General features: G+C 52.3%; 27 protein-coding genes. 17 read left to right on the top strand and 10 right to left on the bottom strand.

Annotation, left to right across the window (positions count from 1 at the left end):
- Positions 1-123 precede the first annotated feature (123 nt).
- The 5 genes from WNY38_RS08440 (at position 124) to WNY38_RS08460 (ending at position 4206) form a co-directional block, all read left to right on the top strand.
- On the top strand, positions 124-1833 hold the full coding sequence (locus WNY38_RS08440) for an acyl-CoA dehydrogenase (protein ID WP_342856899.1): 1710 nt from the start codon (positions 124-126) through the stop codon (positions 1831-1833).
- Positions 1830-2867, top strand: coding sequence for an MBL fold metallo-hydrolase (locus tag WNY38_RS08445; RefSeq protein WP_342856900.1), 1038 nt, complete (start codon positions 1830-1832; stop codon positions 2865-2867). The genes WNY38_RS08440 and WNY38_RS08445 overlap by 4 nt, the downstream gene beginning before the upstream one ends.
- Positions 2864-3340 (top strand): DUF6173 family protein, encoded by a 477-nt coding sequence (locus WNY38_RS08450; protein ID WP_342856901.1) that lies wholly within the window; start codon positions 2864-2866, stop codon positions 3338-3340. The genes WNY38_RS08445 and WNY38_RS08450 overlap by 4 nt, the downstream gene beginning before the upstream one ends.
- Positions 3341-3424: 84 nt before the next feature.
- Positions 3425-3559 (top strand): aa3-type cytochrome c oxidase subunit IV, encoded by a 135-nt coding sequence (locus WNY38_RS08455; protein WP_342856902.1) that lies wholly within the window; start codon positions 3425-3427, stop codon positions 3557-3559.
- Positions 3560-3561: 2 nt separating this feature from the next.
- Complete coding sequence (locus WNY38_RS08460) at positions 3562-4206, top strand: hypothetical protein (protein WP_342856903.1); 645 nt, start codon at positions 3562-3564, stop codon at positions 4204-4206.
- Here WNY38_RS08460 and WNY38_RS08465 read toward each other — a convergent pair whose 3' ends face one another.
- The 4 genes from WNY38_RS08465 to greA all read right to left on the bottom strand — a co-directional run bounded on the left by WNY38_RS08465 (position 4207) and on the right by greA (position 6860).
- Positions 4207-4536, bottom strand: a complete 330-nt coding sequence (locus WNY38_RS08465) for an AzlD domain-containing protein (RefSeq protein ID WP_342856904.1) — start codon at positions 4534-4536, stop codon at positions 4207-4209. It lies immediately after the preceding gene.
- Positions 4533-5249 carry an AzlC family ABC transporter permease gene (locus tag WNY38_RS08470; protein ID WP_342856905.1) on the bottom strand — a complete coding sequence of 239 codons (717 nt, stop codon included), beginning with the start codon at positions 5247-5249 and terminating at the stop codon, positions 4533-4535. The genes WNY38_RS08465 and WNY38_RS08470 overlap by 4 nt, the downstream gene beginning before the upstream one ends.
- An 87-nt stretch (positions 5250-5336) precedes the next feature.
- Positions 5337-6344: a hypothetical protein gene (locus tag WNY38_RS08475; protein ID WP_342856906.1), complete on the bottom strand. Its 1008-nt coding sequence runs from the start codon at positions 6342-6344 to the stop codon at positions 5337-5339.
- Positions 6345-6389: 45 nt separating this feature from the next.
- The gene (gene greA, locus WNY38_RS08480) at positions 6390-6860 is read right to left on the bottom strand and encodes a transcription elongation factor GreA (RefSeq protein ID WP_342856907.1); all 471 of its coding nucleotides are present in this window, start codon (positions 6858-6860) and stop codon (positions 6390-6392) included.
- Between the two features lie 220 nt (positions 6861-7080).
- Here greA and WNY38_RS08485 point away from each other — a divergent pair, with 220 nt between their 5' ends.
- From WNY38_RS08485 to WNY38_RS08500, 4 genes are all read left to right on the top strand, one after another.
- Positions 7081-8022, top strand: a complete 942-nt coding sequence (locus tag WNY38_RS08485; protein WP_342856908.1) for a phosphatase PAP2 family protein — start codon at positions 7081-7083, stop codon at positions 8020-8022.
- Positions 8023-8119: 97 nt separating this feature from the next.
- Positions 8120-9772: an electron transfer flavoprotein-ubiquinone oxidoreductase gene (locus tag WNY38_RS08490; RefSeq protein ID WP_342856909.1), complete on the top strand. Its 1653-nt coding sequence runs from the start codon at positions 8120-8122 to the stop codon at positions 9770-9772.
- Between the two features lie 117 nt (positions 9773-9889).
- The gene (locus WNY38_RS08495) at positions 9890-11587 is read left to right on the top strand and encodes a tetratricopeptide repeat protein (protein WP_342856910.1); all 1698 of its coding nucleotides are present in this window, start codon (positions 9890-9892) and stop codon (positions 11585-11587) included.
- Positions 11580-12407 carry a 4-(cytidine 5'-diphospho)-2-C-methyl-D-erythritol kinase gene (locus WNY38_RS08500; protein ID WP_342856911.1) on the top strand — a complete coding sequence of 276 codons (828 nt, stop codon included), beginning with the start codon at positions 11580-11582 and terminating at the stop codon, positions 12405-12407. The genes WNY38_RS08495 and WNY38_RS08500 overlap by 8 nt, the downstream gene beginning before the upstream one ends.
- A gap of 8 nt (positions 12408-12415) precedes the next feature.
- On the opposite strand, the gene WNY38_RS08505 is transcribed toward WNY38_RS08500, so the two are convergent.
- The gene (locus tag WNY38_RS08505; RefSeq protein ID WP_342856912.1) at positions 12416-13414 is read right to left on the bottom strand and encodes a polyprenyl synthetase family protein; all 999 of its coding nucleotides are present in this window, start codon (positions 13412-13414) and stop codon (positions 12416-12418) included.
- Positions 13415-13466: 52 nt separating this feature from the next.
- Between WNY38_RS08505 and WNY38_RS08510 the strand changes: the two genes are divergently transcribed.
- From WNY38_RS08510 to WNY38_RS08520, 3 genes are all read left to right on the top strand, one after another.
- Positions 13467-13685 carry a DUF2007 domain-containing protein gene (locus WNY38_RS08510; protein ID WP_342856913.1) on the top strand — a complete coding sequence of 73 codons (219 nt, stop codon included), beginning with the start codon at positions 13467-13469 and terminating at the stop codon, positions 13683-13685.
- On the top strand, positions 13682-14440 hold the full coding sequence (locus WNY38_RS08515) for a methyltransferase domain-containing protein (protein ID WP_342856914.1): 759 nt from the start codon (positions 13682-13684) through the stop codon (positions 14438-14440). The genes WNY38_RS08510 and WNY38_RS08515 overlap by 4 nt, the downstream gene beginning before the upstream one ends.
- 139 nt (positions 14441-14579) lie before the next feature.
- Positions 14580-14744 (top strand): YdcH family protein, encoded by a 165-nt coding sequence (locus tag WNY38_RS08520; RefSeq protein ID WP_342856915.1) that lies wholly within the window; start codon positions 14580-14582, stop codon positions 14742-14744.
- An 8-nt stretch (positions 14745-14752) separates the two neighbouring features.
- Here WNY38_RS08520 and WNY38_RS08525 read toward each other — a convergent pair whose 3' ends face one another.
- From WNY38_RS08525 to WNY38_RS08540, 4 genes are all read right to left on the bottom strand, one after another.
- Positions 14753-15616, bottom strand: a complete 864-nt coding sequence (locus WNY38_RS08525; RefSeq protein WP_342856916.1) for an EamA family transporter — start codon at positions 15614-15616, stop codon at positions 14753-14755.
- An 82-nt stretch (positions 15617-15698) separates the two neighbouring features.
- The gene (gene phbB / locus WNY38_RS08530) at positions 15699-16421 is read right to left on the bottom strand and encodes an acetoacetyl-CoA reductase (RefSeq protein WP_342856917.1); all 723 of its coding nucleotides are present in this window, start codon (positions 16419-16421) and stop codon (positions 15699-15701) included.
- Between the two features lie 80 nt (positions 16422-16501).
- Positions 16502-17677 carry an acetyl-CoA C-acetyltransferase gene (locus WNY38_RS08535; protein ID WP_342856918.1) on the bottom strand — a complete coding sequence of 392 codons (1176 nt, stop codon included), beginning with the start codon at positions 17675-17677 and terminating at the stop codon, positions 16502-16504.
- A 150-nt stretch (positions 17678-17827) separates the two neighbouring features.
- A complete protein-coding gene (locus WNY38_RS08540; protein WP_342856919.1) occupies positions 17828-18655 on the bottom strand; it encodes an EAL domain-containing protein in 828 nt (275 codons plus the stop codon).
- A gap of 337 nt (positions 18656-18992) precedes the next feature.
- Between WNY38_RS08540 and WNY38_RS08545 the strand changes: the two genes are divergently transcribed.
- The gene (locus WNY38_RS08545; protein WP_342856920.1) at positions 18993-20273 is read left to right on the top strand and encodes a PAS domain-containing protein; all 1281 of its coding nucleotides are present in this window, start codon (positions 18993-18995) and stop codon (positions 20271-20273) included.
- Here the strand turns inward: WNY38_RS08545 and WNY38_RS08550 are convergent.
- Entirely contained in the window at positions 20244-20756 is a 513-nt protein-coding gene (locus tag WNY38_RS08550; RefSeq protein WP_342856921.1) for a TlpA disulfide reductase family protein, read from the bottom strand. The two genes, WNY38_RS08545 and WNY38_RS08550, sit on opposite strands and share 30 nt — an antisense overlap.
- Positions 20757-20843: 87 nt before the next feature.
- Here WNY38_RS08550 and argH point away from each other — a divergent pair, with 87 nt between their 5' ends.
- The 4 genes from argH (at position 20844) to WNY38_RS08570 (ending at position 26291) form a co-directional block, all read left to right on the top strand.
- The gene (argH, locus tag WNY38_RS08555; RefSeq protein ID WP_342856922.1) at positions 20844-22235 is read left to right on the top strand and encodes an argininosuccinate lyase; all 1392 of its coding nucleotides are present in this window, start codon (positions 20844-20846) and stop codon (positions 22233-22235) included.
- Positions 22232-22399 carry a hypothetical protein gene (locus WNY38_RS08560; protein ID WP_342856923.1) on the top strand — a complete coding sequence of 56 codons (168 nt, stop codon included), beginning with the start codon at positions 22232-22234 and terminating at the stop codon, positions 22397-22399. The genes argH and WNY38_RS08560 overlap by 4 nt, the downstream gene beginning before the upstream one ends.
- 125 nt (positions 22400-22524) lie before the next feature.
- Complete coding sequence (gene lysA / locus WNY38_RS08565) at positions 22525-23790, top strand: diaminopimelate decarboxylase (protein ID WP_342856924.1); 1266 nt, start codon at positions 22525-22527, stop codon at positions 23788-23790.
- A gap of 47 nt (positions 23791-23837) precedes the next feature.
- A complete protein-coding gene (locus tag WNY38_RS08570; RefSeq protein WP_342856925.1) occupies positions 23838-26291 on the top strand; it encodes a DUF4175 family protein in 2454 nt (817 codons plus the stop codon).
- Positions 26292-26302: the final 11 nt, after the last annotated feature.

The raw sequence follows: 26302 nt of genomic DNA on the forward strand, positions 1-26302 counted from the left end.
GACGCAGCGTTCAGACTGGTCGGAGCCGCAAGGTTGAGTACACTTAGTTCCAAAGTACATTCACACCGTCTTTAAATCTAAAATTTGCCGTTTGACCAATTACGGTTCGCCAAGGAGATGTCCATGCCATATCGCGCGCCTGCAGATGAGTTTCAGTTCATTCTGGATAAGGTCGTTGATTTTGGCCGTCTGTCGCTTGTGAAACGCTTTGCTGATGTTGATTCAGAAGTTGTTGCGGCGATCTTGGCCGAGGCTGCAAAGCTTGCCAGTGACGTGATCGCGCCACTGGATCGTTGTGGCGACCAACAGGGTGCACTTTTGAAAGACGGCTGTGTGAAAACCTCGCCTGGGTTTGCTGACGGATTTGCGGCACTTGCCGAAGGCGGCTGGATCGGCATGTTGGCCGCGCCTGAGAACGGTGGAATGGGACTGCCGTTGTCTATCGCGACGGCCGTGAATGATATGATGTCGGGTGCTTGTCTGTCGCTGTCTCTCAATCCGCTGATGTCGCAAGGTCAGATTGAGGCGCTTGAACATCACGCCAGCGACGAGATTAAATCGCTTTATTTGCCCAAATTGATAGACGGATCGTGGTGCGGTACGATGAACCTGACGGAATCTGGGGCGGGATCTGACGTTGGTGCGCTGCGGACCAAAGCGACACACAATGGTGATGGAACCTATTCCATCACAGGACAAAAGATTTTCATCACATGGGGCGACAGTGATTTCGCTGAAAACATTTGCCATTTGGTGCTCGCGCGACTGCCGGATGGGGTTGAGGGCACGAAAGGCATTTCTCTGTTTATGGTGCCCAAAATTATCCCCAATTCGGACGGGAGTCTCGGCGCGGCGAATGCGCTTAGCGTTGTCAGTCTTGAGCACAAGCTTGGCATCCACGGGTCACCGACCTGTGTGATGGACTATAGTGGGGCCACGGGTTGGCTGATCGGGCGCGCGCATGAAGGTATCAAATGCATGTTCACAATGATGAATAATGCGCGTTTGGGCGTCGCTGCCCAAGGCGTTGGCGTGGCCGAAGCTGCAACGCAACGCGCTATGGCCTATGCACAAGACCGCGTGCAAGGCATGCCTTTGGCGGGCGAGAGTGGATCTATTTGTGACCATGCAGATGTGCGCCGTATGTTGGCAACAATGCGCGCCGAGACCTTTGTCGCGCGCACGATTGCGCTGTCTTGTGGCATGGCGATTGATCTGGGACACGAGGATGCTGATCAAGCAGTCAAGGGCGCCTTTTTGATCCCTATCGCCAAGGCCTTTGGCACAGACATCGGGCATGAAGTGGCGCAGATGGGTGTGCAGGTTCATGGCGGCATGGGCTACATTGAGGAAACAGGCGCTGCGCAATATGCGCGCGATGCGCGGATCACGTCGATCTACGAGGGGACAAACGGTATTCAGGCAATGGATCTGGTGTCAAGAAAACTGGGCGATGGTGGCGACGCGGCCTTTGCCATTTTGGACGAAATCGAAGGCTTTGCCGAGGCGGCAAGGGCACAGATGCCTGACTTGGCCAAAGAGGTTTGGAGTGCTGCGGAAACGTTACGCGAAGGTGTCGAGGCCATGATTACCTTGCCGTTGAATGATCGGTTTGCTGGCGCTGTTCCGTTTTTGCGAGCCTTTGCGCGCGTCTTGGGCGGGCACTATCATCTAAAAGCAGCCATAGCAGAAACTGGCAAAGGGAAACGCACCAAATTGGCGACATTCTATATTCGCCGGCTCTTGCCCGAGCATAGCGCTTTGCTGGCACAAGCGCGTCTTGGTGCGTCGGACCTTTATGCCTTGTCCATGGAAGAGCTTAGCGCTGAATGACAGACCCTATGCGCATGCCATTTGAGGCTCCAAAACAAGGCGAAGTGCTCGAGGTGGCGCAGGGCGTCTTTTGGGCGCGAATGCCTTTGCCGATCGCATTGAACCATGTGAACGTTTACATTCTGGACGACGGTGATGGTTGGACCGTCGTTGACACAGGTGTTGACACCAAGCTGTCACGCCGCCTTTGGACCCAGCTTCTATCTGGGCCATTGAAGGCAAAACCTGTCACACGTTTGATCGTCACGCATCACCATTTGGATCATGTTGGGCTGGCGGGGTGGTTTGTGGTTGAACACGGCGCAGAGCTTGTGATGACGCGCACGGCTTATTTGATGGCGCGGATGTTGCAACTTGATGTGCAAGACGCGCCAACGCCAGAAATGATTTCCTTTTGGCGATCTTGCGGTATGGCCTCAGATATGTTGTCAAAACGATTGTCAGAGCGCCCGTTCAATACCGCTGATGTCGTTGGGCCTCTGCCTTTGGGCTATACGCGGATCAAAGAGGGTGACGAGATCACGATTGGCGGGCGTATTTGGGATGTGCGCTGTGGCGATGGTCATGCGCCGGAACACGCGACGTTTTGGTCGCGGGACCAGGCGCTTGTTTTGGGTGGTGACCAGTTGTTGGGGTCGATTTCACCGAATTTGGGCGTTACGGCAACGGAACCTTTCGCCGATCCTGTGGGCGACTGGATGCGCTCTTGTGCTGCGTTTCAAGGCCATGCGCTGGAAAGTCAGCTTGTGCTGACAGGGCATAAATTGCCTTATACAGGACTGCCTGCGCGTCTGGCCCAGCTGATTGCCAATCACCATACTGCGCTGGACCGATTGCTTGCGTTTTTGGACACGCCACATGCCGCTTGCGATTGCTTCGTGCCTTTGTTTAAGCGCGAGATCAAAGGCGGGGAATACGGATTGGCGATGGTTGAAGCCATGGCGCATTGCGTGCATTTGTATCACAATGGCCTTGTAACGCGCAGTTTGCGCGACGATGGTGCATCTGCATGGCAACGCAAGGATCTAACATGAACGATACAGACCAAATCCAGACGTCAGCCGAGGCCGCTGAAGCTGCAGCGATGCCGCGTGCGCGAGTTGTTCACAGTGATCCTGATGCGCCGCAATCGCCTGAGCAAAAGCCACTTCCTGCGGCCTTGTCCCGTAAGCCTGTCGATCAAAAAAGTCCCGCAGAATGGGCCTATGAACGCCTGATTTTGTACATCAAAAACTTCGAAGAGCAGCTCGATGGCGAACACGAGATTGCGATGGGGTACACAGGGTCAAGCACTGGCGCGCTGCGCATTGAGGGTATGGGCTTTTTCGATCCGGATCTCGTTACATTTTATGGCTCTGATGAGGCTGGTACCAAAACCCAGCTTGTGCAACATGTGACTCAGCTCAACGTCATGCTGCGCGCTTTGCCAAAGTCAAAGCCAGAAGTCGCCGCGATGCGTATTGGCTTTCGTTTGGTCGATGATCTGGAAAGCAACAGTGAGACATAAGTTCACACGGGATGCGAAGAGCAGGTGACACAGGCGCGCAATTCCTTTAATTCAATCCAAAAATAGCGATAAGGATCAAAGCACATGTCCGAACATAAACATGGCGAAATGGATATTTCCGTTCAAGAACAGTCTTTTGAAGGCTTCATCAAATGGTCGACACGCGTCGCCGTTTTCTCGATTCTCGTGTTGGTTTTCCTCGCGATCTTCAGAACATAAGCGTGGCCAATCTTGTGGAAGGTGGAGCGCTGCGCGGTCTGCGACTTGGAATGCTTCTTTTAGCGGCAGCATTTCTGACGGCATGTGGCGCAGCTGAACCCGTTTGGGCACCTGACACGGAGGTTTCTCGGTCGGTCTATCGTGACGATGGGCCCGCTGCGATCACGCTATTCACTGTTGTGGGCGCCAAATCCGGTGTAGGCGCCCATTCCGGCCTGATGGTCAACGCGCCGTCTCAACGCGCGATCTTTGATCCAGCAGGCACATTCAACCACCCGCATTTACCAGAACGCAACGATGTGATTTTTGGTATGTCGGATGCAGCAGTGGCGTTCTACATAGATTACCATGCTCGCGTAACCTACGATGTGATTGAGCAAACGGTTTTGGTCAGTCCTGAGGTTGCCGAGCTTGCCTTGGCACGCATCCAAGCATATGGAGCTGTGGCTAAGGCGCAATGCGCGGACAGCATCACAGACATTTTGGCTGGTTTGCCTGGGTTCGAGGATGCTCCACAAACCATGTTCCCTAAAAAGGTGATGACATGGTTTGCCGACTTGCCCGGTGCCACTTACGAACTCCATTCGGACGATTCGCCGGCGCAAAATGGTAACTCGGTGGAAGCCCCCCACTTGTTGCTAAACTGATCAGCCGATAAGCGCACCCAGTCCGAAAAAGACGCTTAGGCCCGCAACGATAGCGTATAGCACATTGCGGGTTAGCAGACCCACAACAAGCGTGACCATAGCCGCTGACAGTCTAAGTGGGTCTGACGAATGCGCGGCAGTGCTGCCGATTAACATCGGGGCAACCACCCCAGGTAAAACGGCCACAGGTGTGAATCTGAGCATTTTTAAAAGCCAGCCTGGAAGATCTCTATTTCCGATCAATCCTAAGAATGAAAAGCGGATCACGTAGGTTCCGATTCCCATTGCAATGATGATGATCCAAATTTGTGTGTTGCTGGCCTCAATCATCGGGCTTTTCCTTGTGTTTCAGTCCATGTTTCAACCAGTGCACCCACCGCAAGCGCCACAACTGCTGCTGCCAAAAGGCCAGTGCCGTAGGGCATAAAGCTGAGCGTAAGTACTAAGGTGACAGATGTCATAGCTGCGGCGACATGCGCCAAGGACTTTAGCATAGGTGCCACGACGGCCAAAAAGGTGATCGGAACGGCAAAATCAACGCCGATATCAGATGGAATTTTTTCCCCCAGCACAGCACCGAAAAACGTTGCGATGTACCAAGTAATGCCCAACGGTACGCCGGCCCCAAGGAAATAGCTGAGCTTGTCAGCTGTGCTGCGATCAGGGTGCTTTTCAAATTCGATCGTTGACAGAGCATAGGGTTGGTCGAACAGGACATATGCCGCAAAAGCGCGTTTCCACAAGGGGGCTGCTCCAAGGTGCGGGGCGAGAGATGCCGAATACATTGCCATACGCAGATTGACTGCCAGCGCGGTGACGATAACGATCAAAGTAGGGGCGTGATCCGTCAAAAGTTGTAACGCCGTCAGTTGTGATGCGCCTGCAATCACTAGAACGGAAAATCCCATGATCTGCGCCAAGTTCATGCCTGCTTCGGTGGCGATAACGCCAAACAAAACACCAAATGGAATAACGACGATGAAAAATGGCAGGCTGCCTAAAGCGCCCTTAACAAATGGTCTGCGGTGGCGGGGGTGCTGCATGGTTTTGCTTTCAAAAATCTATCTGGTCGATGTCGCGCCTAATCGCATGAACGGCGTCGGGGGTATCTATTTTCAGCGGGCGTCGGGTTAGTCAAAGGTGCCCGTGACTCGCCCCAGCAGCATAAAGGCGCGCGCTGTGCGTGAATCAGACAGGGCCGCGATGTCTTCGTCGGTTGCCGTGGCTTCGAATTCAGCGAAGGTCTTGTCGAATTTGCGTAAGAAATGATGGACTGCATCGCGGAAAATCGCGTCCTGCTTCATCCGTCCAGAGGCCAGCGCCAAGCTGGATCGATCACGCACGCCGCCCAAAGGCGCCACAACGCGACCACGTTCTCCTTTGGCGAAGTGGCGCCAAATTTCAGGTTTGGCGCGGTCTGGACGCAGATCGTCCATGTAAATGCCGTCCTGACTGAGCAGGGTCAAAATATCTTGTGCGGCATGAATCAGCTGGCTGACTTTTCGATCAGTCAACGCGCGGCGTAGGGCGCGAAAACCTTCTTTGTCTTCGGCTGTCTCAGGGAAATTCATCGCACGGATGAAGTCGGCAACGGACAGGGGCGGCGCAAGGTTTTCTGACGGCGTGCCTAGCGCCAAAGAGGCTTGGTCTTCGGACAGCACCGGCGATGCAATCGCAAGCTTGTCTTCTGGCGAGGTCTCTTGTGGGCGGATCGACGTGAAGGTTGCCAGTGTCGTCTGAGTCTTGCGCTGCGCGGCTACAATTTCTTCAAGCTTTTTTTCGACTGACGCCGACGCGCCGGTGCCTTGGCCAGACAGATAGCTTTGACGCATCGCGGAAATCGCGGCCTGAAGGCGTCTACTTTCTTCGCGCATCGTCTGCGATGCGCGTATGGCTAGGGCACCGACCCAAAACATTGCAATCGGCATGAAAATTGCGATCAGCATCATCACAAAGCGAATGCTGTCGAAATTGGTTGCATTTTCGCCGCCATCAACAATGATAAAAAAACCAGTCGTCATCGCCAGCCAAATGATCGACAAAGCGCCAGCAACAATTTCAGTCAAAGTGATCCGCGCATTATCTTCTGGGCGTGTGTACACGCCAAGTTCGATGGATTGTTTGCCGTCATGAGCCAAATTGGCCTCCCAGCGAAATATTTTAAGCAGACAGTCAGTTAAAGACTAGATGTATTCAACTTTGAGAATTTCGTAGCTTTTCATGCCGCCTGGCGTGCGGACTTCGACGCTATCGCCTTCTTCTTTGGCGATCAATGCACGTGCAATTGGTGACTTTATGTTCAGCAAGCCGTTTTCAATATCTGCCTCGTGTTCGCCGACGATTTGATAGGTTTTCTCTTCGTCTGTATCTTCGTCAACGATTGTGACCGTCGCGGAAAACTTCACCGAGCCTGACAGGCTTTTGGGATCGATTATTTGAGACAAAGACAGAATGCCTTCGAGCTCTTTTACGCGCCCCTCAATGAAGCTGTGTTTTTCACGTGCTGAGTGATATTCAGCGTTTTCCGATAAATCGCCATGCTCGCGCGCTTCTGAAATCGCTTGAATGATTGCAGGGCGTTCAACTGATGTGAGGTTTTTGAGCTCAGCACTCAGCGCGGCGTGGCCGGCGCGGGTCATTAGAATTTTTTCCATAGCACTCATTCGTACGAAAAGAGGTCACGCCACAAAATGTTGCGCGTCCGATTGTTGATTTTGTTCAAACACCAGACCCCGAACCCGGTCAGATTGCAAGAGCAGAGACTGCCACCGAGAGAATGTGGCTGAAAAAATCCGTGTTGATTTCCATAATTGTGCCGTATTCGCGAACAATACTTCAGGTAAACGTAAACAATCTTGAGCGAGCCAAGGCCAAATGACTGTTTTTGCAAGATTTTCCATCCTTTATCTTGTCTTTGCCATCGTTACGACCGTAGTGCTTTACGGATTTTCCTTTGGGCATTTGACCAAAATCGGTTTCTTGGCCACTGACTTGATTAAATATATGGGCGCTGGTCCGTGGGTTTTGTGGTTGTCGCCCATTTTGATCTATTACGTCGTAGGTCACCCCGCGCGTATATCCGAGGCACTTTATGGTTTTGTCGCCACCATCGCGCTTGTGTGTGGCTATACCTTGATGAAAGGAATCATTCCCGTTCTGGTCCCCTATTGGGCAGACGGAATGTTTGCGCAGTTTGATTTTGCATTACATGGTGGTGTGGCACCGTGGGAATTGTCGCATCGATTGAGCGTCTACATTGATACGGATGGCGCGGTGCGGACGTATTCTGGTTTTTGGGGCGCGTTTGCGTTCTCATTTCCAGCATTTTTGGCGTTGAGTGACCAGGACTCGATCCGCAAGGCACGGTTTTTGGCGTTGTATGCCTTGGCTTGGATTGTGATTGGTAATGTCTTGGCCACTGTGTTTTCGTCCCTTGGGCCGATTTACTTTGATCGTTACTACGGTGGTGACACCTTTGCGCCGATGATTGCATCGCTCAAAGATCTTACCTTCCCCGGCACCTCTGTTGACGCTTTGCAAACGCGGCTTTGGGAGGGTTTGACAAGGGATGACGGCATGCAAACCGGTGGTGCGGCGATTTCAGCGTTTCCGTCCATGCATGTCGCTGTGGCTACGGTTTGGGCCGTTTACATGACCGAACGCAGTTGGTTTTTTGCGCCTGTTGCCATTGGCTTTGCCGTGACAATTTTGTTTTTATCGGTCTACACAGGCTGGCATTATGCAGTAGACGGTTACGCTTCTATTGTTTGCGTTTTGATGCTTTATGCTGCTTTGCGGCAGGTGATCAAAAAATAATTGCAGATCCGTTACAAAAAGGCTTTCCAGAAATTGACCACGCCCACTTTTAAAGGGTAGGAAGGCCAAGTGAATGACTGGCCGAGGGAGCAATTTTATGTCAAATATTGAGCGCGAGGCGATGGAATATGACGTCGTTATCGTTGGTGCGGGACCTGCGGGCCTGTCCGCCGCGATTCGATTGAAGCAGCTCGATGCTGACCTAAACGTTGTTGTTTTGGAAAAAGGTTCAGAAGTGGGCGCGCATATCTTGTCAGGCGCCGTGCTCGACCCAAGTGGTCTGGACGCTCTGATCCCTGATTGGAAAGCCAAAGGCGCGCCGCTGAAGACCCCTGTGAAAACCGATAATTTTTATATGCTCGGCGCTGCGGGTCAAATCCGTATCCCCAATTTCCCTATGCCGCCTTTGATGAACAACCATGGCAACTACATCGTGTCTATGGGCAATGTCTGTCGCTGGATGGCTGAGCAAGCCGAAGAATTGGGCGTCGAAATCTTCCCTGGCATGTCCTGTTCCGAGCTCATTTATGGTGATAACGGCGAAGTCAAAGGTGTGGTCGCAGGTGTGTTTGGTCTAGAGGCTGACGGCACGCTTGGCCCTGACTCAGAGCCCGGCATGGAATTGCATGGCAAATATGTTTTGCTGTCCGAAGGTGTGCGTGGGTCTTTGTCCAAAGAGGTCATCGCGAAATACGACCTGTCTGCTGGGCGCGATGTGCAAAAGCACGGCCTTGGCATGAAAGAAATTTGGGAAATCGACCCTGCTAAGCACAAAGAAGGCACAGTGACCCACACAATGGGCTGGCCTTTGGGTGGCAAAGCTGGCGGCGGAGCTTTTTTGTATCACGCTGAAAACAATCAAGTATTCATCGGTTTTGTGGTTCACCTGAACTATAAGAACCCGAACCTGTTTCCTTATATGGAATTCCAACAGTTCAAACATCACCCGATGATCGCAGAGCTGCTCAAGGGCGGCAAACGCGTAGCTTACGGCGCGCGTGCGATTTCCGAGGGCGGCTATCAGTCGATGCCAAAGGGGGCGTTCCCTGGTGGGGCATTGCTAGGCTGTTCGGTCGGTCTGGTGAATGTGCCACGCATCAAGGGCAATCATAACGCGATGTTGTCTGGCAAGGCGGCTGCCGAGGCTGTTGTATCAGCCATCAAAGACGGTCGCTCAGGTGATACGCTTGAGGCATATGAAACTGAACTGCGCACCGGGGCTGTTGGCAAAGATTTGAAAAAAGTCCGCAATGTTAAGCCGCTTTGGTCCAAATTGGGATTGTTCCCGTCTTTGGCGCTTGGTGGCTTTGACATGTGGTGCAACACGATCCTTGGGACCTCTTTGTTTGGTACGGTCAAACACGGCAAGACCGATGCGGCCAGCACGGGCAAAGCCAGCGATTACCCGATGATTGATTATCCTAAACCGGATGGCGTGTTGTCCTTTGATCGTTTGACGAACGTGTCTTTTGCGGCGACCAACCATGAGGAAAGCCAGCCAAGTCATCTGCAGCTGGCGGATCCGGCTGTCGCCATTTCAACGGATTATAATGTCTTCGGTGGTCCTGCTGCGCGCTACTGCCCAGCAGGTGTTTACGAATATCTGACCGAAGAGGGTCAAGAGCCTAAGTTCGTTGTGAACTTCCAAAACTGTGTGCATTGCAAAACATGTGACATCAAGGAAGCGAGCCAAAATATCACATGGACTGTTCCGCAGGGCGGTGATGGGCCGAATTACCCTAATATGTAGGCGCTTTGCCGCGAGCGTGATTGTTACGGACAGTTTTGGGGGCCTTTACGGGCCCCCAATCCATTGCAGCCCCCGAATGTGCGCGCTAGGTTCTTGTCAGCACAAAGGGAGACGCGTGTGAAACAGTTCGCGATTTTAAAACTTGCCGCCATGGGCCTGTCCATCGGTCTGACTCTATCCTCAACCACGGCGGCGTTCGCTGATGCGGGGTCTTACTTAGCGGCGCGACAGGCTGTGATGAAGCGTGATTATCAAGAACAAGCTTTTTACGCGACGCAATCACTTGTCTCTGATCCGCGCAATCCAGACTTGTTGGAAACCTTGATCGCGGCAAAAATGTCGGTCGGCGCATTTGAGGATGCCTTTGGCTATGCGACGATGCTCAAAGACATTGACCCTAGCAGTCAAACCGCAGCGATGATTTTGTTTCCCCGCTATGTTGAAGCTGGTGACTGGGACGGGCTGTTGACAATCATTGATGCGGGTGAGGGCGTTTCGTCTATTGTTGATGGGTTGAGCCGCGCCTGGGCCCATGTCGGCAAAGGTGAAATGAGTGAGGCACTGGAGCTGTTTGAGACCTTCTCAAAGGGTGATGAAGGTTTCCAAGTGTTTGGGCCCTATAGTCATGCTTTGGCCTTAGCTTTGGTTGGCGACTTTGAGGGCGGTTTGGCGCTTTTGTCCGATCTATCGATGCCGCAAACCGGTGGCGTTGTTTTCGCTCGCGCGCAAATGCTAAGTCAGCTGGAGCGTAACGATGAGGCGCGCGCGTTGCTTCGTGACGCGTTTGGTGCCACCCGAGATCCACAAGTTCTTGCGCTCGATGGGCAATTGTCGACTGGTGAAAGTGTACCCTTTGATATCGTGACCAATGCCCAAGATGGAATTGCTGAAGTCTTTAGTTCAGTCGCAGACGCAGTGAACGGCGAGTTTGATGATGGCTACACGCTTTTGTATGCCCGCGTCGCATTGAAACTGCGACCTGAAAAACCTGATTACGCGCTCAAAGTTGCAAGTCTTCTGGAGCGCCTGCAGCATTATGATCTGGCCTCGCAGGTTTATGGCACCATCGATCCTGCCTCGCCCACCTTCTACATGGGTGAGCTGGGCCGTGCTGCCGCGTTGCGTGCAGAGGGAAAATCGGACGCTGAGCTTGAGGTTTTGCGCGCCTTATCCAAAACCCATAGCGATATGCCTGAGATTTATACAGCGCTTGGCGATGCGATGCGGCGAGAAGAAATGTATGTTGAGGCTATTGAGGCCTATTCAACCGCGCTGTCGAAGTTCTCCGAGTTTACGGCCGCCGAGTGGCCGTTGTTTTTCACGCGGGCCATCGCCTATGAACGCAATGATCAATGGGCTAAAGCTGAAGCAGATTTTCGTTATGCGCTCGAATTGCAACCCGGCCAGCCGCAGGTTTTGAATTACATGGGGTACTCATTTCTTGAGATGAACGAGAACCTTGATGAGGCCATGGACATGATCCGCGCTGCTGTCGCTGCGCGCCCCAACGACGGCTATATTACCGATAGTTTGGCTTGGGGGCTTTTCCGTCTGCGTGACTATGAGGGTGCCGTGGCCCCAATGGAAAAAGCCACAGCGCTTTTGCCTGTCGATCCCATTCTGAACGACCACTTGGGTGACGTTTACTGGGCCGTAGGGCGCACACGCGAGGCGCGCTTTCAGTGGAACCGCGCTTTGTCGTTTGATCCTGTTGAAAAGGATGCGGAGCGCATTCGCCTCAAATTGTCCATCGGGTTGGATCGTGTTTTGATCGAAGAAGGGCTCGAACCAACTCGGACGCCCAGCGATGGTTGAAGTCTTTGCGCCTGCCAAAATTAACCTGTCACTGCATGTGACCGGACAGCGCAGTGATGGGTATCACATGCTTGATAGTCTGGTTGCATTTGTTGATGTTGGCGATCAGATCGTGGCGGAAGCTTCAAATGAGACAAGCCTCGCGGTCACCGGACCGTTCGCGCTGGGCGTGCCCACGGGTGATAGCAATTTAGTTGTGAAAGCGGCGAAGGCTTGCGGCTTTCCAATGGCGTTGACACTGGACAAACACCTTCCTCCGTCTTCGGGCATAGGGGGTGGTTCCGCAGATGCTGCGGCAACGATTCGTGCCGCGATGCGTCTTGGCGGCCCAATGGTGTCTCCTGACCATGCTTTGCTGCTTGGCGCAGATGTGCCCGTGTGTTTGGCGTCCAAATCGACACGAATGCGGGGAGTTGGTGATGTTTTGACGCAGACTAATCTGCCTGCGTTGCACATTGTAATGGTCAATCCGCGGGTCGAAGTGTCGACGCCTGCGGTTTTCGCGCAGCTGACATGCAAAGACAACCACCCTATGCCCGAAGACTTGCCACATTGGCCCGACAGCCTTGCGTTTGCAGATTGGCTGGGCACGCAGCGTAATGACCTGCAAAGCTCCGCTGCCAAACTTGCCCCCGAAATTGCCGCCGTTTTGGTTGCCTTGGCGCTTTCGCCTGAGGTTTTGATGTCACGGATGTCGGGATCAGGGGCGACCTGCTTTGCGATCTACCCAGACAGGTTTAAAGCTGAAGCCGCTGCCGCACGCATAGCGCACAGCAATCCATGGTGGTGGGTGAAGGCGGCAAGTACTTTGCCAGCCTAACCAATATTTTAACGCAGGCGCGCGACAACATAGTCCGCGATATCACTCAACATTTGACGAATGTCGCTTTCAGGCAATGCAGTCAAAGCGGACTTTGCTTTTTCCGCCCAGTCCAGTGCCTCAAGACGTGTCTCGGCCAGTGTGTCATGCTTTTTGAGTAATGTAATGGCGTGTTCTAGGTCGCCATCGGCTTGCTTGCCCTTTTCGATGGTTTTCACCCAAAACGCGCGCTCGGCCTCATCGGCCTTGGCCACAGCTTTGATCACGGGCAGCGTTAGTTTGCGTTCGCGGAAATCATCGCCAACGTTCTTACCAGTCTCGCCTGTGCCCTCGTAATCCAACAAATCATCAACAATTTGGAACGAGATACCCAAGGCATCACCATAGTCGTACAAGGCTTGTGTGATCTCAGGCTCAGCCTCGGCAATCACGCCGCCCACTTCGGTGGCCGCTGAAAACAGTGCTGCGGTTTTGCCGCGCACAACTTGCAAATAGATGTCTTCAGTCGTGGCCAAATCTTGCGCTGCGGTTAGCTGCAACACTTCGCCCTCGGCAATCGTTGCCGAGGCACCAGATAAGATATGCATCACGCGCATCGAATTGCATTCCGTCATCAACTGGAACGAACGCGCAAATAAATAGTCGCCCACAAGTACCGATGATTTGTTATCCCAAAGCAGGTTCGCGGTGGGGCGACCTCGACGTTGTGCGCTTTCATCAACGACATCGTCGTGTAGCAAAGTGGCTGTGTGGATGAACTCGACCGTGGCTGCGAGGTGAATGTGGTAAGGACCATCATATCCGCAGGCTTTGGCCGCCGCGAGCGTGAGCATCGGGCGCAAGCGTTTGCCGCCTGCCTCAACCAAATGCGCGGTCACTTCAGGAATGCGTGGGGCATGTTTAGAGGCCATGCGATCTTTGATGAGCGTGTTTACCTCTGCTAACTCCGACGCGAGTGCTGCGGCCAGTCTTTCATGTGGTTTAACAGTTGCGTTACCAAGGCTCATTCTGCAGGTCCTTCACTCGACAAATCAAACTGTTTGCCGTTAAATCGGAATTATGAAACAGCTCCTACGCACAACTGATCCTATGAAAATCATCTATGCCAAAGCATTGCTTGCTGGCGACGATATAAACTGCTTTGAAATGGACGTCCATATGAGCGTGCTAGAAGGGTCCGTTGGTATATTGCCGCGCCGCCTTATGGTGCTCGATGACGATCTTCCCCAAGCGCGCCGAATTCTAACCGAAAATGAGTTCGAGTTGGAGCCTGAGTGACCGACCAGTCTGAGACTGTTGACGCGTTTTTGATGGGGTTGGTGCAACTCAGACAGCCTGTGCGCGGTTATCGGGCAGGGGTTGATCCTGTTCTTCTTGCCGCGGCTACTCCAGGTGAGGCGGACCAATCGGTTCTTGAGCTTGGGTGTGGCGCTGGTGCTGCCTCTTTATGCCTCAATGCACGTGTCTCTGGCATGACGTTTGTCGGAGTGGAACTGCAAAGCTATTACGCAGATCTGGCGCGGCGCAACGCGGCAGAAAACAACGCGCAAATGGAGGTTGTTGAGGCGGACATTCGTGCATTGCCTTTAGGGGTGCGTGATCGCCGCTTTGATCATGTGATCGCCAATCCACCCTATTATCTGAAAGAAAAATCGACAGCATCCGATGATTCTGGACGAAACTTGGCCGTCAGCGGTGAGACGCCGCTGGACACTTGGATCGATGTGGCCTCGCGCCGTCTTGCGCCGCGTGGGTACTTCACCATGATCCAAAAAGCAGACCGCTTGCTTGATATTCTGTCCGCGCTCGAAGGACGCCTTGGGTCTGTTCGTGTGCGCCCCATTCAGGCCAGAGCTGGCCGTTCCGCACGCCTTGTTATCGTCCAGGCGCGTAAATTGGGACGCGCGGATTTTGTGCTAGAGGCCCCTTTACGTATGCATGATGGGCCTCACCATGAACGAGACGGTGACAGCTACAGTCAAAAAGCGTTATCCATATTGCGTCATTCTGCTGCTCTAGGCTGGGATGATTAAGGAATTGGCAAGGTTTCGCGTGCCAACCTCGGCCTATGAAAAAGTTTCGTAACAGATAGGTGACAAAACTCAAAAAATATGCTGCACTCTAGGTGTGGCTTTATAATTGGGCCAGTCAACACGAGAGAGAGGATTTAAAATGTCATTGAGTTCCCACATCCATGAGTTGAAGAAGAAACACCAAAATCTTGCTGATGCCGTCGAAAGCGCGCAGCGCTCGCCCGGTACCGATGCGCTGCAGGTTGCTGCCATGAAAAAACAAAAACTCCGTCTCAAAGAAGAAATTTCACGCCTCTCGGCATAGATTTTTCCTCAATCGGTTTGGCGGCTCGCATATGCTGCCAAGCCGGCGCCTACAGTGATAAAAACGGCTGATACGAAAAGTGATGCCTTTGGATCTGTGACGCCAAAAATGACCAGAATGAGCGTGGATAACAGGGGCGCGGCATAGGACGCGGTGCCCAAAATCTGGATGTTTCCCCGCTTGACCCCGATATCCCATACATAAAAAGCGGCACCAACTGGCCCCACACCAAGTGCCAAGATGGACAGCCATCCAATCGGCGCACTTGGCCATGCTGTGATTTCCAAAAATACATGCGCGAGCGCTGACAACAGGGCGGCTGCAAAACAGAACACAGCGACCGATGCTGTCGGAATGTCGCCCAGCCGTCGCGATAAAACGGAATAGGCAGACCACGTAAACGCACAGGCCAGCGCAAGCCCATATCCGAACAAGTTTTCAACCTCGAATTTTGCACCAGCGGCGACAATTAAACTGGCACCCATGAAGGACGTTATTGCCCCAACAATATGCAGTCCGCGCAGGCGTTCTCCGGGCAAAAGTCCCGAAAACAAAACGATTAGCAATGGCCAGAGATAGGCGATCAAGCCTGCCTCAGCAGGTGGCGCAGCGCGCAGGGCCGAGAAATATAAAAAGTGATAGCCAAAAAGGCCTAATGTTCCAAAACCGTATACCGAAAGGGGGACGCCTTTAAGGTCAGACCAACTTTTGGTCCAGCCGATCCACAATAGCCCGATGATCCCTCCAATTGAAAAGCAAAGTGCATTCAATTGGAACGGCGGTACAGGATTGGTTCCAACGGTCAAAAGCGCAAGGAGCGCCCAGAGCAGGATGGCGATAGATCCAATGAAAGTTGCTGAGCGTTTGGTCATAGCGAAAACTAGTCCGCTTTATGTGCGCAATCAACAAAAAGGGCCGCCCTAAGGCGACCCAAATTTTAAAAGTGAGTTATGTTCAAACGAAGAATTGAGCGCCATTCGCAGAAATGGTAGACCCGTTCATAAAGCCAGCATCATCACTGGCTAAGAACGCCACGCAGCGCGCAATTTCCTCGGGCTCTCCGAGACGTCCCGCTGGGATGCCCGCGACAATTTTATTGCGGACCTCTTCGGGAATGGCCATGACCATTTCTGTCGCGATATAGCCTGGACAAATCGCATTTGCTGTAATGCCAGCGCGTGCACCTTCTTGCGCCAGCGACTTCACAATGCCCAGATCGCCCGCTTTGGTCGCGGCATAGTTGACCTGTGCAAACTGACCTTTTTGACCGTTGATTGACGAAATCACGATCACGCGTCCAAATTTGCGTTCGCGCATTCCCGGCCAAACAGGATGTACCGTGTTAAAAACACCTGTTAGGTTTGTATCAATCACCTGATGCCATTGCTCGGGCGTCATTTTGTGAAACGGAGCGTCGCGTGTGATGCCTGCGTTAGCAACAACGACCTCAATTGGCCCAAGCGCAGCTTCGACAGCAGCTATGCCAGCTTTTGAAGCTTCATAGTCAGCGACGTTCCATTTAAACGTTTGAATGCCTGTTTCTTCTGTGAATTTTGCAGCGGCTTCTTCATTGCCTGCAAAACTCGCTGCAACCTTATAGCCTTCAGCTTTTAGTTTTGTTGAGATAGCAGCGCCAATTCCGCGCGTGCCTCCTGTTACAAGTGCAACTCTACCCATAGTGCCCTCCCCGGCGAGTAATTTTTAATATGAAATGATTTTCACTGCGCGAAACAATTGTTGCGCAGTGAATTCTGTTGTTAGTCGCGCTCAACGCAGAGAGCTACGCCCATTCCGCCGCCAATACAAAGTGTCGCGAGACCCTTCTTCGCATCGCGACGCTGCATTTCGAACAACAACGTGTTCAGAATGCGCGCTCCAGAGGCACCGATTGGGTGACCAATTGCGATCGCGCCGCCATTGACGTTCACGATCTCTGGGTTCCAGCCCATGTCTTTGTTCACCGCGCAGGCTTGCGCTGCAAAAGCTTCATTGGCTTCAACAAGATCAAGATCTTCAGCTTTCCAGCCAGCCTTTTCGAGCGCTTTTTGTGAAGCACGAATTGGACCTGCGCCCATGATGGATGGATCCAGACCAGCCGTCGCATAGGATGCGATGCGCGCAAGTGGTTTGATGCCGCGTTTGGCAGCGTTATCGGCAGACATCAGTAAAACGCCAGCAGCGCCATCGTTTAGGCCAGAGGCATTACCTGCGGTTACGGTGCCTTCGCGATCGAACGCAGGGCGTAGTTTTTGCATGCTCTCAAGCGTTGCGCCGTGGCGGATATATTCGTCTGCGTCTACAATTGTTTCGCTGCGACGCGTTTTGACCGCGAACGGAATGATCTCATCTACAAACTTGCCAGCCAACTGTGCTGCTTCCGCTTTGTTTTGTGATGCCAAAGCAAACGCATCTTGCATTTCGCGTGAAATTTCCCACTTCTTGGCAACGTTTTCAGCGGTGATGCCCATGTGGTAGCCGTTGAATGCGTCCCACAATCCGTCTTTGATCATAGAATCAATGAATTGCATGTCGCCCATTTTGTGGCCAGCACGAAGGTTGGCAACATGTGGGGACAAAGACATGTTTTCTTGTCCGCCAGCGCAAACGATGTCCGCATCTCCAAGCATAATATGCTGGGTCGCCAAGGCGACAGTGCGTAGACCGGATCCACAGACTTGATTGATGCTCCAAGCCGACGATTCTTGTGGCAGACCCGCAAGAATATGGGCTTGGCGCGCCGGATTTTGGCCTTGGCCGGCGGTCAAAACTTGTCCAAGAATAGTTTCAGAGACTTCGTCTTTGTCAATTTCAGCGCGGGCGACCAGGGCCTCAAGGACTGCGGCACCGAGGTCATGTGCCGGCGTATTGGCAAAAGAGCCGGTAAAGCTGCCAACGGCGGTGCGAGCGGCCGAGGCGATTACGACATTTGTCATGATAGTGCTATCTCTCCTAAAAAATTAGAGGGAGATTGCCATTTAGGCGCGTTTTTTGCAACAAAGTTGCGCACTCCCCGACACAAGACTATGCCGCGATTGCACCATAATCAATGGTCAGGACGCTTCACTTGCGATAAAAAATCCTGTTTAGCCCGCAATTTTGTGTGCAGAACGCTGTTTCCAGACGGGATCGATCGTAGCTGCACCAAAATAGTACCCTTGCATGCAGTCGATTCCGATGGATGCAAGATAGTCTGCATCTTCTTTCGTTTCGACAAATTCCGCAACAGTATACATGTCAAAATGCTGAGCGATTGAGACGAGCGCTTGGGTTAGTACCTGATTATCCGGCGTGTTCGCTATGCCACGGATAAATGATCCATCGATTTTGACCATGTCGAAATAGAAATTCCTGAAGTACCGAAAGGCAGTATATCCTGCGCCGAAATCATCCAATGCAAATGATATGCCTTTGGCCTGAAGTTCGGTCATAAAGACGCTGACCAGATCAGGCATGACAATTGCCGAACTTTCGGTGATTTCTAGAATCAAGCGTTCAGCAATGGTTTCATCTTTTGCCAAACCGCCCATCAAAGCCTCTTTCCATCGCGGGTATCCGATTGACCGCGCTGACATGTTTATCGACAACCGAATTTCAGGCTGCTCTAAAAGTGTTTGCAGCCCAAATTCAATGGCCAAGCAATCTAGTTCGCGCCCAATTTCCGACATCTCAGCAACTTCAATAAATTCGCGCGCAGGAATGACACGACCATTTCTGTCGAGAACACGAAGCAAGCCTTCATGAAACGCGGGACGATCGGGCCGTAACGTTTGTACGATAGGTTGATATGCCAACAGGACCTGCTTAGCCTTGATCGCGTCACGCACCATTTGCATGGTGTGACGGTCTCGTTCGGTGATGGCAGCAGATAATGGGCTGTCAAAGCCGCCTTGTAGTGAAACTGAACTGATCATCTCTGACTCCTTCGCACCCCGTTTGGTCATCGTTATACCAACATGGCTTAGAGTAGATAACGGTAAGTAAATTGATGAGTTTTACTTAGTTTTAGGACGATTTTTGGTAAAAATTTCAAAGCTTTGATTTCGTTAAGCTTTGTCATAATGTGCTTTGGGTTGGTTAGATTTGGTCTCAGGTTGACTTAGATTTTAACGATTTTTCTGATGGGCAGCAACAACGACTGTCTTGAAAAGCCAGTGTGTTGCAAAAGTTTTCCAAGATTGGCCGATTTCCTTAACTATATAGCAAGGTCAAATTGCTTGTATGTGTGCGTAAACAAATTCTGGATAGATCATGACTTTTCAACACAGCACATCGGCGTTTCAAAGCCATTTTGACGAAGTCCGGTTCGACTTTGAAGAACTGTTCTTTTCGTGCACTGATGAACGCGGGCTAATTACAAGCGGCAATGATGTCTTTCAACGTGTGTCAGGGTTCGAATGGGATGCGCTTTTGGGTGCCCCACACAAAGTGGTCCGTCATCCTGACATGCCTAAGGGTGTATTTCATATCCTTTGGAACCAGATCCAAAAAGGCGTTCCCGCCGGAGCATATATCTTAAACCGATGCAAAGATGGAAAAGCCTATTGGGTTTTCGCGGTCATTGCTCCAATTGAGAGTGGCTTCTTGTCGATCAGGATCAAGCCCTCATCAGAGCTATTCAATAAAACTCGAGAGCTATACGGCACATTGTTGGAGAAAGAACGCGAAGGGCTGTCTGTCGAAGAAAGTGCAGAGCTTTTCCTAAATACCCTCAAAACTGAAGGGTTCGATGACTATGTATCTTTTGGGGCGCGCGCAATTGGGCGAGAAATTGCTGCGCGCGATTCCGCACTCTCTCGCGAACCGAGTAAGCTTACCTCTGCGTTGAAATCTATGTCTGACCAATTGTTAGAACTAAGCGACAACCAAGAACAGCTCTTTGAGTTCTTTGAGGCCATCCGCGGCATTCCATCCAATATGCGAATCGTCGCTTCGCGTTTGGAACCCGCAGGCGGGCCCATTTCTGCAATTTCTCAGAACTATAGATTGATGTCCGATGAAGTGCAGGGCCATCTGGATGGTTTTCGAGCCGAGAAAGGTTCGAAAGTAACAGTATCATCTATTGTGTCCGCCCAAGTGGACACAGCTCTTTTACTTGCCGCTATGGCGCAGCTTTTGAAAGAGTTGCAAGCGCAATGCAATCAGCCGAACTCAGAGACGAGGGTGCTTAATGAGAGTGTTCGAGAGAATGAGGATCGGGAAAAACTCCTGCAAAGTTATTCAACACAATCAAGTAAAGCTATCAAAGACGCCAGCGTTGAAATTTTGCGGCTTGCGCGCTCATCAAAGGATCTGCGCCAGCTCGTCACGGGTCTCGATTCCATTCGGGTTTTATGCCGTGTTGAGGCGGGGCGGCTCGGTGCAGATTCTGTTTCATTGACGCCTGTCATTGATCAACTCGATAAGTTTCACAAAGAAATCGACAAATCTTTAAAAAGTATCTTGGCTCATGCAGAAAAAATCTCAGAGCTAATTGATACGGCGACGACGCATTCTGTGCTCTCAATTGACCGATTTGGCCGCATTTCTTGACATCTCGGTAAGGGCATCAAAGAGAGTAACGGCCTCAGGTGATGCCCAAGCGGCATCGCCAATGAGTCGCGCTACCTCTTTTCCTTCAGGCGAAAGAATGACGGTAACAGGTAAAGCCAAAACATTCATGTCGCGAGAGAATGTGCCCTTTGGATCAAGCAGAATGGGTAGGCTGTCTAATTCCTTATCTTCATAAAACTTTTTTATTGCGGGCAGTGGATTATGTCCGGATGCCACGGTGACCACTTTGAGCCCTTTATCGGAATATGTTTTCGAAAGGCTGTTCAAATCGGGCATTTCTTTGCGGCAAGGGACGCACCACGTTGCCCAAAGATTTAACAGGACATACTGTCCCTCAAAATCAGATAATTTGAACGCTGTGCCGTCGGGCGCTGTGAAAGGAACCTCAGACACCTTTTTTGGGTCGGTGTGAAAAACAAGTTTTCGCATAGATCCTTCGCGCAGCTGTGCAATATCGGACATGTCCAAGCCATGCGCAGCAATTGCAGTAAGGCTCAGGGCCGTGTAGAGGAGGGCAACAATTAGCTTATTTAACATTTGGGTGTGTCCATGACCGACAAAAAATCCAACGCGATGTGGGGCGGGCGGTTCGCCGCAGGTCCAGACGCAATCATGGAAGCCATCAACGCTTCGATAGGTTACGACAAACGATTGGCGTTCCAAGATATAACAGGGTCGCGTGCCCATGCCGCGATGCTTGCAGCACAAGGTATCATCACTGATACCGATGCCAAGACCATTCGTGAAGGGCTTCTCACGGTATTGTCAGAAATTGAGAGCGGGACGTTTGAATTTTCGACCGCGCTCGAAGACATTCATATGAATGTCGAATCTCGATTGAAGGAAATTGTTGGCGAACCTGCAGGGCGTCTGCACACCGCGCGGTCCCGTAATGACCAAGTCGCCACAGACTTTAAGCTGTGGACGCGTGATCAGATGGATGCATGTGTTGAAGGGCTTGAAGCTTTGATCAAAGCCTTGCTCGGTCAAGCTGAGGCGGGCGCCGATTGGGTCATGCCTGGATTTACACATCTGCAAACAGCGCAGCCCGTGACATGGGGTCACCACATGATGGCTTATGTTGAAATGTTGGGCCGCGATGTGTCGCGTTTCAAAGATGCGCGCGCACGAATGAATGAAAATCCACTTGGATCCGCCGCTTTGGCCGGAACAGGATTTCCCATTGATCGCCACATGACATCCGAAGCGTTGGGCTTTGATTGTCCGACTGCCAATTCGCTAGATGCTGTCGCTGACCGCGATTTCGCGCTTGAGTTTTTGTCCTGCGCGTCCATCACGGCTATGCATTTGTCGCGCTTTGCTGAAGAATTGGTGATTTGGTCATCCGCGCAATTCCGTTTTGTTACCTTGTCGGATCGTTTTTCAACTGGTTCATCCATCATGCCACAAAAGAAAAACCCAGATGCCGCAGAGCTGATTCGCGCCAAGGTGGGCCGCATCATGGGCGCTATGGTTGCTTTGTTCACTGTAATGAAGGGCCTTCCGCTGGCCTATTCAAAAGACATGCAAGAAGACAAAGAGCAGGTTTTTGACGCGGCGGATAACTTGATGCTCGCATTGGCTGCGATGACTGGCATGGTGTCGGATATGACTGCAAATGTGGACAGTCTACGGGCCGCTGCGGCGTCTGGTTTTTCAACCGCCACAGATTTGGCCGACTGGTTGGTGCGCGAAGCGGGCTTGCCGTTCCGTGACGCTCATCATGTAACCGGCGCTTTGGTTGCTTTGGCTGAGTCTAAAGGCTGCGATCTGCCAGACCTCAGCATTGATGAGATGAAATCTGCCCATGAAGCGATCACTGAAGATGTATACAGCGTATTAACAGTTGAAAACTCTGTGGCGTCTCGGACAAGCTATGGTGGTACAGCACCGTCGCAGGTGCGTGCTCAGATTGCGCGTTGGAAAGAGGTTCTTGGATGATAAGACTTTTTACGGCTTTCGCGTTTTGCGGTCTCATTGCGTCCTGTGGTGCAGACGGCACACCGACGCCGCCGAAAGTGACTGGCGGTACAACGGTCTCCGTGAACTCAAATAGCGGTGTCAGCACATCGACGTCTATCGGATTGGTTTTCGGGGCAGACTAAGACACGAAGTTTGCGAATTGATAGGGCGTCTTTAATGAGGCGCCCTTTTTGCACATTCACGGCTCTTTCATTGCGCTTGGAATTCCAGTATCTCCAGCACGACTTTATTTTGAAAGGCGCGGCCCATGGATCACTTTCTTTATCGCAACGGCGTGTTGCACGCTGAAGACGTCGCTTTAAGCGATATCGCCGCTTCCGTTGGGACGCCGTTTTACTGCTATTCGACTGCGACGTTGACGCGTCATTTTACACTTTTTGACGAAGCCTTGCATGGCATGGACCATCTCGTTTGCTTTGCGATGAAGTCAAATTCCAACCTTGCCGTGTTGAAATTAATTGGCGATCTTGGCGCTGGAATCGATGTTGTGTCGATGGGAGAGTATCTCAAAGCGCGCGCTGCTGGCGTGCCGGGCGAACGCATCGTCTTTTCTGGGGTTGGTAAGACCCGCGAAGAAATGCGCACTGCTTTGTCTGGGGGCATCCGTCAGTTCAATGTGGAATCGGAGCCTGAGCTTGAAGCGCTCAACGAGGTCGCGATCTCAATGGGCGTTAAGGCCCCGATTGCCATCCGCGTGAACCCTGATGTTGATGCCAAAACCCACGCGAAAATCGCAACGGGCAAAAGTGAAAACAAATTTGGCATTCCGATTAAAAGCGCGCGCGAGGTCTATGCGCGCGCCGCGAAAATGGAAGGTATTGATGTCGCTGGTATCGATGTACACATCGGATCGCAGCTGACACAACTTGAGCCATTTGAATTGGCTTTTACAAAAGTTGCCGAGTTGACCGAGGTTTTGCGCGGCGATGGCATTCATATTCGTCGCCTCGACTTAGGCGGTGGACTTGGCATTCCCTATGAACGGTCTAACGAGGCCCCGCCGTTGCCGATGGAATACGGCGATGTGATCCGCAAAACGGTTGGTCATTTAGGATGCGAGATCGAGATCGAGCCGGGGCGTTTGATCTCTGGCAATGCTGGCGTGATGGTGTCATCAGTGATTTACTTAAAGCATGGCGAAGGGCGCGATTTTTTGATCATCGATGCCGCAATGAACGATTTGATCCGTCCTTCAATGTACGATGCGCATCACGATATCGTGCCTGTTGTTGAGCCGAAAGCGGGTAGCGCGAAAACCATTTATGATATTGTGGGGCCTGTTTGTGAAACAGGCGACACTTTCGCCAAGGCACGCGAGATGACTGCGCTCGGACCTGATGATTTGGTCGCTTTCAGATCTGCAGGGGCTTACGGCGCTGTTATGGCGTCCGAATACAATTCCCGCCCTCTTATTCCAGAGGTTTTGGTGAATGGTGATCAATTCGCTGTCATCCGTGCTCGTCCCACCTATGAGGAAATGATAAATCGCGATACGATCCCTGAATGGCTCTGACGCGCGGATCATTTTGACCTGCGGCGGGAGTAAGCGGGCAACAGGTCATGGACTCACAAACGCCAATTGAGCGCGCACTGACGCGCCACATCAAACGCACGCTGCGCCTCACATTTGTGGGGCTTGTTGTCGAACGCTTTGTTCAAGCGTTTCTTTGGTTTGGTGTACTGGCGTCCTGTGCTCTTGCTGCTTTACTGTTCGATACGTTCGCAGCGCTCACTCCCTTGGCCTCAATTATTTCGGTGGCCTGTGTCGCAGTTGCGCTGGTTGTGTCCTTTGGCCTTTGCACGATGCGGTTTCGAATGCCGACAATGCGCGAGGCACGGGCGCGTGTTGATGAGGCTTTGCCGCACAGGCCGATTCAAGCGCTTGATGATCTTATGGCAACTGGCCATGACAACCTACAAACCCAAGGCATTTGGCGCGCGCATCAAGCACGTATGGCACAGCAGGCGTTGAGCGCGCGCGCGATTGGACCACATGTACGCCTGTCTGCGCGTGACCCTTATGCGCTGCGTTTGATGGCGGTCACAGTTTTGATCATGGGGCTTTTATTTGGAACGGGGGCTTTGCGGTTCGGCGGCGTGAGTCTTGCAAATGACATTGCTCTTGGGCCTGCGTGGGAGGGCTGGATAGAGCCGCCAGCCCATACCGGCAAGCCCACTTTGTATCTTTCTGACATGCCTGAGCGCTTTACCGCGCCACAAAATTCGAAAGTGACAATACGTTTATATGGCGACGCAGAGGCATTTCAGATGCGTGAAACAGTGTCTGGTCAAAGCGATCAGGCCGCGCTTTTGGGGCAAGACTTTACACTTCAGCAAACCGGCGAAATCGAGATTAAGGGCGAGACTGGGCGTTTGTGGAATGTGGCACTTTTACCGGACCAACCACCGGTCGCTGAACTGGTAGGCGATATGACCCGCGCGCCCTCAGGTGAATTGCGTCAATCGTTTAGGATGTCAGATGATTTTGGAATCGCCCGCGCGCAGTTTGAAATCGAATTGGATAGAAACGAAGTTGTGGCGCAATACGGCTATCGCGTGGACCCTGAGCCACGGCAGGCTGTAGTGCTGTCCATTCCTTTGCCGCGTGCTTTGCAACGTCAAGATTTTGAAGGAGTCGTGGCTGAAAACCTGTCGCGTCATCCGTTTTCAGGGCTTCCTGTGCGCGTGCGCTTGACGGCATGGGATGTGTCTGGACACGAGGCTGCGTCGCAGCACAATCAAGCCATTTTGCCGGGGCGTAAGTTTTTTGACCCCCTCGCTGCGGCTTTAATTGATGTGCGTCGAGAATTGCTGTGGAGTCGTAAAAATGCTGTTCGGTCGGCGCAAATCATTCGAGCAGTCAGTTATGCGCAAGACGATTCTTACGGCGGCGATCATGCCATTTTTTTAAGTCTGCGGGCTGTTGCAGGACTGATCGAGGCGCAGGGGCCGAGCATGTCTGACGAGGTTTGGGACACTGTGGCGGATAGTCTTTGGACGATTGCGGTCGAGCTTGAGGATGGTGAGCTGTCGGAGGCGCTTGAGCGTTTGCGCCGTGCACAAGAGCGCCTAACCCAAGCGATGCGCGATGGCGCGACACCTGATGAAATTGCGAAACTTATGCAAGATTTGCGGGACGCCACAGATGATTACATTCTCCAACGCGCCGAGCAGCAAAGCAAAGAGCAGGACCAAGACCAAGATGGGGCACAGGACGGCGAGTCCTTTGATGTCTCGCCCGATCAGCTGCAAGAACTGATGGATCGTATCCAAGAATTGATGGAGCAAGGCCGCATGGCCGAGGCGCAGCAATTGATGGAAATGCTTAACGAGATGCTTGAAAATATGCAGGTGTCACCAGGCCAGCAAGGGCAGGGGGCGCAAGCGATCGAAAGTTTGGAAGACATGTTGCGTGAGCAGCAGGATCTAAATGACGAGACGTTTTCTGACCTACAAGAGCAGTTTGGAGCTGACGATGATGATTCATCCGAGCCAAACCCCGCTGACGATCGTGCAGAGTCTTTGGCGGATCGCCAGCAAGCGCTGCGCAGCCAAGCGCAACGCCAGGGCGGCGCCTTACCACCAGAGGCATCAGCACAAGGTGACGGGGCGGCGTCCGAATTGGAACGCGCCGAACGGTCTATGGAAGGTGCAGAAGAAGCTTTGCGCAATCAGGACTATGCGGGCGCATTGGACAATCAGGCTCGCGCCATGGAGGCGCTACGCAATGGGCTGAAGCAGTTGAATGAACAGTTGAGCCAATCGGGTTCTCCTGAGGATAGTCAAAACGCGGAGGCTCAGTCAGGTCAGCCTAACGGGCGCGATCCGTTGGGGCGCCGTGATGGGCGAGATCAGGGGGCTAGCATTGGCAGTGATGGCTCCGGTGGGTCTGAACAAGACGACGTCTATAAGCAAGCAGAAGAGCTGTTGGATGAAATTCGGCGACGCTCGGCACAAAGAGAACGGGCAGATGAGGAACTGGATTACCTCAAACGCCTACTCGATCGCTTTTAGAGGTCCATTCG

The sequence above is a fragment of the Pacificibacter sp. AS14 genome (genome assembly GCF_038899935.1).
Lineage (GTDB): Bacteria > Pseudomonadota > Alphaproteobacteria > Rhodobacterales > Rhodobacteraceae > Celeribacter.